We start from the raw sequence: 13,251 nt of genomic DNA on the forward strand, positions 1-13,251 counted from the left end.
CGATTGTTGCTGCAATTGCACCACTCTCAGATCACCCGCAGCCCCAACCTCTGGCGTTGCCGACTCTGCGCGCCGCGGTCGAGGACCCCGCTGCTTTACGTGCACTCGCACGGTACCGCCTGACTGTGACCGGAATGTTTCGGAGCAGTATCAGTGGGTCGACATCAGCGGGCACGACGAATCGGCCGACGACACAGGTTCGTCGGCCGATGATCTCGGGTGACCACGAGTGATCACGACCGCCCCGTGAGGCGCCCAGCCAACAACTCGGCCAAATGGCCGGCGTGCCGGTCCGCAAGGTGCTCGATCTGCGTTCGGCACGAAAATCCATCTGCCAGAACGATCGTGGCTGGGGACATCGAATTCAGCGCAGGCATCAACTGGGTCTCCGCAACCGCCACCGAAACGTCGTAGTGGCCTCGTTCGGCGCCGAAGTTGCCGGCGAGACCGCAGCAACCTCCGAGTGAGGTGACCCGAGCACCGGCTCGCTCGAGGAGCGCCCGATCGGTCTCCCATCCCAGCACTGCATGATGATGGCAATGCGGTTGCGCGAGAACGTCCGTTCCAGTCAGGTCGGGAACCCGATAGTCGGCATCCGACATGAGGAGCTCCGACAAGGTTCTGACGGCTGCCGACACGTCGGATGCTTCCTTCGATCCGACCAGTTCGGTCAAGTCCGCACGCAGGGCGGCCGTGCACGACGGTTCGATTCCCAGCACGGTCATGCCCTCTTCCACGTAGGGATGCAGTGCGGCAACCGTCTGTTCGAGCCTTCGGCGGGCACCGTCCAGCTGGCCAGTGGAGATCCAGGTCAACCCACAGCACACACTCTCCTTCGGGACGTGAACCCGGTACCCGGCCGCATGCAGTACCTCCACCAGCGCCGTCGCGACTGCCGGGGTGAAGCTGTCGGTAAACGTGTCGACGAAGAGGACGACGTCCTTCTGGGCTCGGCTCTGCACCGTGATCTGCTGGGCAGCACGCCAGGCGGCTCGATCAGCAGTGTCCCCGATCGCCGGAATCGAACGGCGTCTATCGATCCCGGCCAGCCAGGCGACCGCGGGATGCGCGATTCGGATACCGCTGAGCCAGTTGACCAGCCGAGGTGCACGCCGCGCGAATCGCAGCCACAAGGGCAACTTTCCGAGCGAGTAGTGGGACCGGGGCCGGAGGCGCCCTCGGTACTTCTGATGAAGGACCTCGGCCTTGTAGGTGGCCATGTCCACCCCGGTCGGGCAATCGGATTTGCAGCCCTTGCAACTCAGACACAAATCCAGAGCCTGATGAACCGCCGGAGACGACAATCCGGCGCGGCCGAGGCGGCCGCTCACAGCATCCTGGAGGACGCGCGCCCGACCGCGGGTGGAGTCCTTCTCGTTCCCAGTCGCCTGGAACGAGGGACAAATCACCGTGGTAGCGGAGGAGTTCGGGGCCACACACCGCCCCACGCCGGTGCAGCGGTGCACCGCGCCGAACAGATCGTCGGCGTCGTGCGGATACGCGAACGCCAGTTCCGGCCGCATCGCGGGGGCCGGGAGGTACCGAATGTCGTCGGAGGCGGGCGCGGGATCGACGATGATCCCGGGGTTCATGATGTTCCCCGGGTCGAACTGGTACTTGACCGTGCGGAACAACTCGATCGCGTGAGGTGAATACATGTGCGGGAGCAGAGAGCTGCGTGCCCGGCCGTCACCGTGTTCACCCGACATCGAGCCGCCGTATTCTCCGACGAGTTTCGCCGCGTCGTCGAGGAAGTCCTCGTAGCGCTGTTTTCCGCGGGTGTCGTCGAGGTCGAAGTCAATGCGGACATGAACGCATCCGTCTCCGAAGTGCCCGTACGGCACCCCCATCAGACCATGCCCCTCCAGTAGTTCCTCGAAGCGCGCAAGGTATACGCCCAGGTGCTCGGGGGGAACGGCCGCGTCCTCCCACCCGGCATGCGCAGGCCGCCCACTCGGCGTGCGGGCCACGAGACCGGATCCGTCCTCACGGATTTTCCATAGGGCCGCAGCCTCGACAGCCGAAGCGACCAGTCGTGAGCCCAATGCGCCGCTGACCGCTGCGACCGCGCCGACCATCGCTTCGAGTTCGGCGCGGTCCTCACCGGCAAACTCGACGAAGAGCCATCCGTCGCCACGCGGCATTTCCGGCACGGCGCCGGGGCGCAGCGCACGCACGACGTCAGTGATTCTGCTGTCGAGCCCCTCGCACGCGATCGGAGAGAACGGCAGTATCGACGGCACAGCAGCCGCTGCTGCAATCATGTTCTCGAAGCCCAGCACCCCCATCACGCGATGGGTCGGGTCGGCGACTAGCCGGACATCCGCCTCGACGACCACGCCCAGTGTGCCTTCTGTTCCTACGAGCAGTCGGGTGACGTCGAAACGGTTCTCGGGCAAAAGGGCGTCGAGGGCATACCCCGACACCTGTCGGCTGAAGCGTCCGAACTCGGTTCTGATGGTGGCAAGTGAGCCGTTCACTGTGGACCGCAGGTCATCCAGTAGAAGTGATGCAGGTGGATCGCTCGGCGCCAGGCTGCCCAGGCGAAGATGCTCCCCCGCTGCAGTCGCCAGGTGCAGACCTCTGACGTTGTCACTGGTCCGACCGTAGCCGAGAGCACGCGATCCGCAGGCGTTGTTGCCGATCATGCCACCAATGGTGCAGCGCGAATGGGAGGACGGATCGGGTCCGAACCGCAGCCCGTGCGGCGCCGACGCGCGTTGCAGGGTCGCATGTGCGACACCTGGTTGTACTCGAGCGGAACGCGCTTCGGGGTCGACCTCGAGGACCGAGTCCAGATACTTGCTGTGGTCGATGACGATGCCGGTTCCAATCGCGTTGCCTGCGATCGACGTTCCCGCTCCTCGGCTGGTGATCGGGACACCGTGGCCGGCGCACGCCGTCACGATGGCGTCGATGTCGTCGATGGAACGTGGCAACGCGACTGCGCCCGGCGCGACCCGGTAGACCGATGCATCCGACGAATAGATCGAGAGAGCGAGCGCACTGTCGTCGACGACCACTCCCCCTGCCCGCAATGCAGATACGACCGCACGGATCGCGGCGGGATCGGGTGCCTGCCGCGCCGCCTGTGGGAATCGACCGGTCGCCTCCGGTCCGGACGATTCGGATCCATCTAACGTCTTGGGCTGCGGTTTCATCAGCTCTCTTTCGTATCACCAGAACCAGCGAGGCAGAGGGCCGTCAGGCTGGGCTTTCGCGTCAACTTGGCGTCGGCGATTCTCCGTGGCTTCAGGCATCTGCCACATCGCTGCCGGCGCGGGTCAGTGGAGGATGAGCGGAAGACTCTCGTAGGCGACCAAGCGGTCGGTGCGCACCTCGACTGCCTCGCCCGCGAGCTCGACGCTTCTGTAGCGCTCGGCAACGATGGCGAGGATGGCGTCGATCTGCACGAGTGAGAGCACCTTGCCCGCACAGTTGTGTGTGCCGATACTGAAGGTGAGGTTACGAGCGGCATCTCCCGTTCGGGTGTAATCGAATTCGTTCGGGTCGTCGTACACCTCGGGGTCGCGGTTTGCTGCTCCGATGGGGAACTTGACGCACGATCCGGCGGGAATCTTCACCCCACGAATTTCGATGTCCTCGGTAGGGAATCGGGTGATGATGAGCTCAACCGGGTTCAGGCGGGTCAGCTCATCGACGAACTTGCTTCTGATCTCGGGCTTGTCACGGTAGTCGCGCATGAGATCGGGTCGTTCGGCGAACAATTCGAGTCCGCGTCCGATGACATATGCCGGGTTGGGCCCCCCCGACATATGCAGATTGACCGTCGTTTCGAGAGCCTCACGCCAGCTCAGATCGCCCTGTGCATGCAGTTTCAGCAGTTCGTCGGCCAGGCCGTTACCCGGATTGCGCTTCTTCTCTTCAAGCAATCGTTCGGTCTGCTCGAACATGAATTCAAGTCCTGCGATGGCTTTCTCACGAATCCCCTCTCCCGGATCGGTCGAGTGGATGAGCATTGCGTCCCATAGGGCCCAGAACATTCCGTCGACGTCGCCCGTTGGCATGTCGAGAATCCTGCACATTGCATCGTGCGTCGGAAGCACTCCGATATCATGGTGCCCGTCCACCACCTGCTCCGGAGCAAGGCCATCGAGTATCTGGTTGAGCGATGCACGGGTCGTCTCGACATACCCCTTGATCAGCTTCGGGGTGAGCCACTTGTTGGCAAGCCGTCGCATACGTGTGTGCTCCGGCGGATCGAGTGAGAGTACCGTGTTGCCGAATGCATCCCAGGGGTGAGGTTCGCCGGAGGGATCCACGATGCTCATGCACGGATGCTTCGCGTACTGCATCGCGTCTTCGTACCGCGTAACAACGTACGCGCCGTCAGGCGAATAACATACGGGCGCTGTGCGACGGGCGCGTTCGTACCAGGGGTACGGGTTCGCGCGGAATTCTTCGTCGTTCCAGGGAAAGAAATTCTCGATCACGTCAGGCGCGACGCTCATGGTGGTCTCCGGATTCGATGTCGTGGGCTGGTAGTCAGGTCGGGCGGCGTTAGGCGGGAACGAGATCCAGCAGAAGTGCGGCCCAGGTCGACGCGAGATCCGACGCCGGGTCACCGGACGCTGCGTCGTGCTTGGCAGTCTCACCGATCTGACGGGCACCCAGGCCACTCAGAGTGTGCCGCAACGTGTCGATACCGTTGTTGAAGGTTTCATACGCGCTGTCGCCCAGTCCGAACGCACCGAAGCTGAGTCGGCTGAGATCCGGACGCTCTGACAGCAGCGCCTCGTAGAACGGGGCGGCGCTCTCGGGGAGGTCGCCCTCGCCGTACGTCGACGTCACGAACACGGCCAGCTCGATGCCGGCCAAGTCGGCCACGACATCTTCGGAGAGTTCTGCGATCTCGGTGTCGAGTCCCTGGTCCTGCAGCACTGCGGCAATGTCGTCGGCCACCATCTCGGCGTTGCCGGACTCGGTACCGAACAGGATGTGAATGGTGCTCACTGTGGTTCTCCTTGGTTTCAGTCGCTGATCGCGAGTCGGTCGACCACTGGCTGTGCGGCCGCCAGCAACTCGTCGCGGGTGGTGAACTTGGTCCGGCAGCGCTGCGGACGCGCCCGGAGGGCTTCCGCCTCCTCGATCCGGCGCCATCCGTCGAAAGTGATGTGCCGGGCTGGCAACATGCGGTCGATATCGTCCCCGCCGGGAACCGCGCGGTCTTCGCGAGCCAGATACTCGGCGATCTGCTGGGCTGCGGCGGCCGCCAGCTTGCGGTTCTCGGCGAGGTTGCCCAACCGTCCGCTCGCGCACCCACCGACGCGGAAGATCTGCGGGGCATCGAGTCCGATCGACAGCTGCGAATCGTCTTCGAATCCGATTGCGGAGATGACGGCGTCTACCAGGAACCGGGACGTCGTGGACGGGTCGCCGGCCTCGCATGTGGTCAGCAGAGTCTTGCTGCCCGTCGTGGTGACCGACTGGGTGATCTGACGGAAGCGTACGTCTATGTGGACCGATTTCTCTGCCGGATGCGAGGCCGGGTCGAAGGGCTCACCGTCGAACCGAAGGTCGACGGATTCGACCGAAGCCAGCTCCTTGAGCATCGAGTGTTCCCATTTGGCGGACTCGCGGCCGCTGCGGCCGATTACGTGAATCGTCTCGAGCCCGTGCGGAATCAGCGCGTGGAGGGCCTTGTCGTCGATGTCGGACTTCGCCAGTTCGGCGGCTGACTTGGTCAGCAGACGCGCCACGTCGACCGCGACATTGCCGGTCCCGACGATCGCGATATCCCGCCCGAGTTCCGGCACGCCCTCCGTGACCCGGCGCAGCGGTGAGTCGGGATCGGAATTGAGCAGCCGAAGTAGCGAACCCGCCCCGATCACACGTGCCCGTTCGTCCTGAGGGACACCGAGCCCGCGATCGAGAGCGAGCCCGGTGGCCAGGACAACAGCATCGAACGCCTCGGCAAGGTTTGCGAACGGCACGTCGTCGCCGATGCGGGTGTTACCGACGAAACGGACACCGTCTTGGGCGAAGAGACGGTCGAATTGACGCTGCACCGCTTTCGCGCCCTGGTGGTCCGGGGCAATGCCGTGACGGACGAGCCCGTACGGGGTAGGGAGCGAGTCGAAGACAGAGATCTGAATATTCGGGATTCGCTTACGCAGCGCCTGGGCCGTGAAGCACCCCGAGGGTCCGGCACCGATGATCGCGACTCGCAGCGGCAGGTCGGAGCCGGTCTGCGATGTTGCGGCCGACGGGCGAGTGGGGGTCATTGCAGTCACCTCGGGGTGGTGTCGGGTCTAAACCAACCTTCACGGCTGGCTCACTAACGGTAGTTAGGTTAGGTCGTGCCGGGTGTATGCACAATCCCTGAAACCAACTGTTTACAAGCGCAGGAAGGTCACCGGACGGTGCTGCGCAGAAGACCGACCTTCTCGACCTCGACCTCGACCACGTCGCCCGGCCGCAGCCACACCGGAGGCTGACGCTTCGCCCCGATGCCTTCCGGCGTTCCGGTGGCGATGATGTCGCCGGGGATGAGCGCCAGGAACTGGCTTATGTAGGACACGATTCGGGCGATCGGGAAGATCATGTTCTTCGTGTTCGAGTGCTGCATCTGTTCCCCGTTCACACGGGTACCGATGTCGAGTGACTGCGGGTCCCCGATCTCGTCCAGCGTGACCAGGGCCGGGCCCACTGGCGTGGAGCCGTCGACGGCCTTGCCGGCGAGCCACTGAGTTCCGCGGTACTGCAGGTCGCGGGCAGTGATGTCATTGAGGACGGTGAGCCCGGCGACGTGCGCCAGCGCGTCGTCCTCCGAGACCCGGCGGCAATGCTTGCCGATGACGATGGCGAGCTCACCCTCGAAGTCGAGGTTCTCGGTGACGTCGGAGCAGGCGATGTCGTCGTCCGGTCCGATGAGGCTGCTGGCGAACTTGGCGAAGACGTCGGGGTGGCTGGGGAATTTCCGGCCCGTCTCGCCCACGTGGTCGGAATAGTTCAGACCGACGCAGAGCACCTTGCTCGGATCCTGGACCGGAGCGCCGAGGTGCAGGTCCGCGACAGTTCCCACCGAAGTTGGAGTGGACGTGTCGAGCCAGGTGGTGACGGACTCGGAGACCACAGGGAGCCTGTCGCCGAGGTCTTCGAGAAATTCACGGACGGATTCGAACTCGGCAGACGCGACGACACCGCTGGCAGTCAGGGTGGCGTTGAGGTCGAGGACGTACTCGCCGTGTTCGATGCCGGGCAGGTGGTTGGCGCCCGACCGGTAAGTGACTAGTCGCATTCGATTCTGTTCTTTCGTCGGGATGGCGCAGGAAGGGCCGGTGTAGACCTGGCGGCGCCCCCACCGGCCCCTATCATTCTGCAGTGGAATAAATTTCGGATCACCCGTCAGCCGACAGTTGCCGCCTAGGCGATTCGCAGCATCTTCTTGTTTGCGAACTCGTCCAGTCCGAGCCTGCCGAGTTCACGGCCGATGCCGGAGGCCTTGACGCCACCGAACGGAAGGCTGGGCTGACTGCGAATCAGGGAGTTCAGTCCGACCATGCCGACCTCGAGGCGATCCGCGACCTCCGCAGCAAGCTCCGGATCCTGGGTGAACACGGCGGAACCGAGACCGAACCGGGAGTCGTTGGCGAGGGTGATGGCTTCCTCGGTCGAACCGACCTCGTACACCACCGCGACGGGGCCGAAAAGTTCCTCGGAGTACGCCCTCATGTCCTTGGTGACGCCGGAGAGGACGGTCGCCGGATAGAAGGCACCCGCCCCGTCGGGCACCACACCACCGATGTGCAGGGTCGCTCCCTTGGACACGGCGTCCTCGACCTGCTCGGCGACCTCCTCCCGCCCGGAGAGGGTGGCCAGCGGACCCATCTTGGTCGACCGGTCGGTCGGATCTCCTGTAGTCCAACCCTTGGCGCGCTCGACGATGCCCGAGAGGAACTCGTCGTAGACATCGCTGTGCACGATCATCCGCTTGGACGAGGTGCACGCCTGCCCAGCGTTGGAGAAACGCCCGGACTCGGCAAGATCGAGGGCGTGACCCAGGTCCGCGTCGGGAAGAACGATGAACGGATCTGATCCACCGAGCTCGAGCACGCACTTCTTCAGGTGCTTGCCCGCCTGCTCCGCGACGATACGACCGGCCTGCTCGGAGCCCGTCAGCGAAATACCCTGCAAACGCGGATCGGCGATGAGGTTCCCGATTTGGCCGGAGGACACCACGAGGTTCTCGTAGATGCCGCTCGGCGCTCCAGCGTCCCGGACGATTGCCTCGATGAGGAGGCTGGTTTGCGTGCACGAGCGGGCATGCTTGAGCAGGATCGTGTTGCCGAGCAGCAGATTTGGCGCCACGAAACGTGCGACCTGGTACAGCGGGTAGTTCCACGGCATGATGCCCAGAAGCGGGCCGGTCGCGCTCGTCCGGACCAGCGCCCGACCACCGCCGGCAACCTCCAGTTCCTCGTCGCGCAGAAGCTGCGGTCCCTGGTCTGCGTAGTAGTCGTAGATCGACGCGGCGAGCTCCACTTCACCCTCGCCCTGGCTTATCGGTTTGCCCATCTCGTTCGCGATGGCCTCGACGAGCTCGGCCTTTCGCTCACGATGCAGCTGGGCGATGCGCGCGAGCAGTGCGGCACGCGCCTGCAGGTCGGCCCGCGACCACTTGCCGTAGGCCTCGGTTGCGCGGCCGAGCGCCGACGTTACGTCGGCATCCGACAGAGTTTCGTACTCGGCGAGAGTTCCCCCGGAGCTCGGGTCGATGGTCGTGAAAGTAGACAAGGTGTCCTCCTGTGTGGATCGGGGTGCCTCGGTTACACCGGGGCGAGAACGTGAATCTGGTAGCTCGGGTATCCCTGATCCGCCTCCCGGTCGGTGATCTCGATGTACTTGTCCATTCCGCCGACGAAGAAGTTCGCTGTCTTGGGCTGTCGCTTACCGGGAATGTTGGAGCCGAAGATCCAGGATCCGGTCTCGAGGAACAACGAGCCGTCGAGCGCTTCGAGGCAGGTGTCGAGCCACTTCTCCTCCGCCTCGGGCCGGAGTTCGATCGACGCTCCAGGCGTGTCGCGAATCGTGCTGATGGCGCGGCTGATCCAGTTGGTCTCCAGCCCGATTGCCGGCGGGAGGTTCACGAAGGGCCCGTTGGGCCCGAGGACCATGAACATGTTCGGGAAGCCACTGACCGTGATACCGAACTGGCTGCGCGGTGCGTCACTCCAGTGATCCCTCAGCGACTCACCTTCGCGTCCACGAATGTCGACGCCGCGGTAGCTACCGTCGACAGCATCGAATCCCGTCGCGAGCACCAGCAGATCCACTTCGTGCAGGGTCCCGTCTTCGGTCACGATGCCGGTCTCGGTGAACTCCTTGATCGGGTTCTCGCGGATGCTCACCAGGGTGACGTTCGGCTGGTTGAAGATCTGGAAGTAGCCGGAGTCGCAAATGGGCCGGCGGGCGAACGGCTCCCACGGCGTCAGCTTTCGCGCGGTATCCGGGTCCTCGACGATGTGGGCGATCTTCCGCCGGATGAAGTTGGCGGCTTCTTCGTTCGCCTCTCGGTCCGACGTGACGTCACAGAATGTCTCGTTGGTGAAGGTGTAGTTTCCGCCCTTGGTCCAGGCCCACTCGAAGATCTCCTCGCGTTCCTCGGACGACACGCCGAGTGTTGTGCGAGTGGTCTCCTCGTCGATGCCGAAGCCGATCTTGACGCGGGAGAACTCCTCCCACCGGTCTTCGCAGGTCTCCTTGAAGTGCGTGAGTTCCTCCTCGGTCCACTCCCGGTTGCCGGCGGGGACCGTGTACTGCGGGGTCCGCTGGAACGAGGTCAGATGCCCTGCGACCTTCGCGGCCTCGGTCATGAACTGGACTCCCGTGGAACCGTTTCCGATGACAGCGATGCGCTTGTCTGTCATGTCGAGATCTGCGGGCCAGTCCGCGGTGTGCACAATGCGGCCCTTGAAGTTCTCGATGCCGGGGAAGTCGGGCACGTTCATCTTCGACAGCAGGCCCAGCGCCGTGATCAGGAAGCGCGCGCGGTAGCCACCCTTGTCGGTGTGGATCTGCCACGTCTGAGCCTGCTCGTCGAACACCGCACTGCGCAGCTCGGTTTCGAGATGGAATCGGTCACGCAGGTTCCAGAAGTCCACCGCGTCGTCGAGGTATCGACGAATGTCGGGCCCCTTGACGTAACGGGACGTCCACTTCGTTACATGCTCCTGGTAGAGCTCCTTCTCGAACGGGAGGAGATACATGAAGCTCTGGGTGTCGGACAGTGCCCCCGGGTACCGGTTCCAGTACCACGTGCCACCGACACCGGGTGCCTTGTCGATTACAACCGCATCGAGACCGAGATCGGCGGTCAGCCGGCGCAGCGTCATGATCCCGCCCATGCCCGCGCCGACGATGAGGGCGTCGACTTCCTGCACCTGATCGTTCAGGCCCATTTGCTACTCCTTCTGCTTGCTGACGAATTCACAGCGAATTGCCGAGACGCGGCAATTAATACGAAACGACGGATTATTGCATCGCCATTTAATTCAAGACATTACGCTGCGACTTGACTCAAATTCCAGGCCGCATTCATGCGGTTATCTATGGTGATTGTTTCTATTAACGCAACAACTTGGTTTTCGTCGGGACCGATCCCGTCAACTTTGGCGAACCGACGGACGCGCATACCGGGCCAAATATTCGAGCGTGGTCTCGACAACCGGACTCGAAACCGGATCCCGCCATGCCGCGCGCATGTGGACGTCCGGCACCCGCTCGAGATCGGCCGGGGACAATGGCACGAACACCACGTCGGGATTGACGTTGCGCAGACCCACCGAGGAAAGTGCCAGATGACAGCCAACACCCGCACTGACCAGCGCGATGCACGACTGCGTGTCCGGAGCGAACTGCACGTTGTCCACGGGGGCGCCGTGTGCATATCCGAGACGCCATAGCCGATCGGTGGTCACCGACCCCTTCTCATACGGCAGAGATACGAACGACTCACCCGCGATCTGCGAGAACGCGACTGTCCCGGAGGAGGCGAGTCGGTGCGTTCGAGGCAGGACCACGGCCAGCGAGTCAGACATCAGCACCCGAGCAGAAACGCCGGGGGGCAATCGGTCCCACCTGCCGAGCGCGATGTCGGTCTCGTCGCCCAGCAGGTTCTGCATGACTGGTTTTGAGATGGTCTGCGAGGACAACTCGAGGCGCACGGCTGGATGTTCTGCGCGAATGTCGCGCGCGAGGGCTGCGACGAACGGATGAGCGGCAACTCCCGAGAATTCCACGCGCACCAGGCCGGCTTCGCCGGACGTGACCGCGCTCGCCGTCTCCGCGGCTCGGCGGGCCGCGGCCATCACCTCTCGCGCCGGCTCGATGAGAGCCGAGCCGACATCCGTCAACGTGACAATCCTCGTGTTCCGGTCGAACAGCCGGGCACCGAGTTCGTCCTCCAAGCTCTTGATCGTCCTGCTCAGCGGCGCCTGCGCCATGAACAACCGATCCGCAGCCCTACCGAAGTGGAGGTGCTCAGCGACCGCGAGGAACGCTTCCAACTGCCGAATCTCCATTGCGCCTCCCGTCACTGCCTGCAACCGATAGTAGCCTAACGCACGTTAGTAAGGAAGCCTCGGATCAGCTTTGCACGATCGCCCAGTGATCGCTCACCACGGCCCGCTCCGCGGACGGGCCCCTCGAACACGAGGGATTGATCCAGATCAGTCACTGCAGTGGACCCAATTGAGGAAAGGAAGTTCGCGCGGCAAGTTTTTCATTGACTTCAGCTCTATCCAACTCTTAAATTCGTTCCCATATTCGCCCCGAGTCCACATTCACGGGCGCATCTCTCATGCAATTCATCGACGACGAATCCAGTAAGAAGGCGTGATGACAGACACCGGATCTTTCGAAACCAGTTCGAGCAACCTGCGCGATCTGGGAACAATTCTCGTCGCTCCGCACCAGTTTCCCGAGGTCGAACGGGAAAAGCGCCTTGCGGACGAATTCGGGATGGAAATCATCATCTCCCCCGACGTCCAGTCGTTCCACGCCGCGATCCCCGACGCCGCCCTGGTTCTCGTCACACCCTACGCCAGGGTGGAGGCCGCGGATTTCGACGCAATGAAGCGGTGCGTGGCGGTGATCCGGTACGGGATCGGTTACGACAACATCGATGTCGAGGCTGCCCGCAAAGCAGGGGTCCCCGTCTCCATCGTTCCAGGAGCGGCCAGCGAGGAAGTCGGTTCGCACGCCTTCACAATGGGCCTGGCCTTGGCCCGCCGGATCCCTGCCGGACAGGAGTCCATCGCCGGCGGCGGCTGGGCGGGCAGCATCGGGTTGGATACGCCGAGGTTTTCGGAGCTCGACGTCGCAGTGATCGGCATGGGGCGGATCGGCCGCCGGGTAGCAGAGTGGTACTCCGCCGTCGGCGCCAACGTCCGCGCCTACGATCCGTTCATCGAATTCGACACTGTCCCAGCAGCTCCCCTCGACGAACTGCTCGAACAGTCCGATGTCGTCTCGCTCCACCTGCCTCTCACCACAGAAACCCGTCACTTCGTGTCGGCCGACGTGCTGAAGCGCATGCGTAAAGGCTCGACCATCGTCAACGTTTCTCGTGGCGGTCTCATCGATGAAGAGGCATTGGCCGACGCACTTCGCTCGGGACACATCGCCGGCGCCGGCCTCGACGTGTTCAGCCAAGAGCCACTGCCCGCGGACCATGTGCTGCGAAACGCGCCGAATCTCATCATGACACCACACGTTTCGTGGCGATCGAACCGAGCGCTCGAGACGTTGCAGGAAGGTGTCGTCCTCCGCTGCCGTCAGGCGCTGACCGGGCAGCCGCTCTCGGATCTCGTTACCTGACCGAAGTCTCGACGGGTGGCGAGTATCGTCATCCGAACGAATTCACGTCGGCCCTCGCGGCGTCGCGGCTGAGCGCGAGCTCAGTTGGGACGCCGCGTTCGTGTTCCTACAATCCTTCGGCCCAGCCGCAGCGCCGGGTTCACCAGCTGCGACATTCCCCTCACCCGCTCCGTCAATCCTCCTGGCGGAGCGCGCATCACCTCAGGAGTTGGTTTGGAAGCCCATAGTCCTAGATCAAGTGATTTTCGACCACTGACCTATCCGACGGTCGGCGTCGTTCGGGAATCGAACAACGGTGAGCGTCGGGTGGCGTTGGTGCCGAAGGTCGTGGCGTCGTTGATCGCCAAGGGCGTCGACGTGGTGGTCGAGTCGGGTGCCGGGTTGGGCGCGTTGATTCCGGACGAGTTGTAC

9 protein-coding genes and 1 pseudogene are annotated in these 13,251 nt (G+C 63.5%); 2 read left to right on the plus strand and 8 right to left on the minus strand.

Annotated elements, in window-relative coordinates; translation table 11 throughout:
- Window positions 1–233 precede the first annotated feature (233 nt).
- From CA951_RS40830 to CA951_RS40865, 8 genes are all read right to left on the minus strand, one after another.
- Window positions 234–3,161, minus strand: coding sequence for an FAD-binding and (Fe-S)-binding domain-containing protein (locus CA951_RS40830; protein ID WP_087562271.1), 2,928 nt, complete (start codon window positions 3,159–3,161; stop codon window positions 234–236).
- Between the two features lie 123 nt (window positions 3,162–3,284).
- Window positions 3,285–4,472 (minus strand): cytochrome P450, encoded by a 1,188-nt coding sequence (locus CA951_RS40835; protein ID WP_087562272.1) that lies wholly within the window; start codon window positions 4,470–4,472, stop codon window positions 3,285–3,287.
- Between the two features lie 49 nt (window positions 4,473–4,521).
- Entirely contained in the window at window positions 4,522–4,974 is a 453-nt protein-coding gene (locus CA951_RS40840) for a flavodoxin domain-containing protein (RefSeq protein ID WP_218780569.1), read from the minus strand.
- 17 nt (window positions 4,975–4,991) lie between these two features.
- A complete protein-coding gene (locus CA951_RS43895) occupies window positions 4,992–6,245 on the minus strand; it encodes an FAD-dependent oxidoreductase (RefSeq protein ID WP_087562274.1) in 1,254 nt (417 codons plus the stop codon).
- A 128-nt stretch (window positions 6,246–6,373) separates the two neighbouring features.
- Complete coding sequence (locus CA951_RS40850; protein WP_087562275.1) at window positions 6,374–7,261, minus strand: fumarylacetoacetate hydrolase family protein; 888 nt, start codon at window positions 7,259–7,261, stop codon at window positions 6,374–6,376.
- A 125-nt stretch (window positions 7,262–7,386) separates the two neighbouring features.
- Entirely contained in the window at window positions 7,387–8,757 is a 1,371-nt protein-coding gene (locus CA951_RS40855; protein WP_087562276.1) for an NAD-dependent succinate-semialdehyde dehydrogenase, read from the minus strand.
- A gap of 32 nt (window positions 8,758–8,789) precedes the next feature.
- A complete protein-coding gene (locus CA951_RS40860) occupies window positions 8,790–10,421 on the minus strand; it encodes an NAD(P)/FAD-dependent oxidoreductase (protein ID WP_087562277.1) in 1,632 nt (543 codons plus the stop codon).
- Window positions 10,422–10,625: 204 nt separating this feature from the next.
- A complete protein-coding gene (locus CA951_RS40865; RefSeq protein ID WP_087562278.1) occupies window positions 10,626–11,543 on the minus strand; it encodes a LysR family transcriptional regulator in 918 nt (305 codons plus the stop codon).
- Window positions 11,544–11,859: 316 nt separating this feature from the next.
- Here CA951_RS40865 and CA951_RS40870 point away from each other — a divergent pair, with 316 nt between their 5' ends.
- Complete coding sequence (locus CA951_RS40870; protein ID WP_087562279.1) at window positions 11,860–12,840, plus strand: C-terminal binding protein; 981 nt, start codon at window positions 11,860–11,862, stop codon at window positions 12,838–12,840.
- Between the two features lie 252 nt (window positions 12,841–13,092).
- Window positions 13,093–13,251 (plus strand): annotated as a pseudogene (locus CA951_RS40875) (NAD(P)(+) transhydrogenase (Re/Si-specific) subunit alpha); the annotation flags it as partial.

This window comes from Rhodococcus sp. NCIMB 12038, assembly GCF_002165735.1.
In the GTDB taxonomy this organism is placed as follows: Bacteria; Actinomycetota; Actinomycetes; order Mycobacteriales; family Mycobacteriaceae; genus Rhodococcus_F.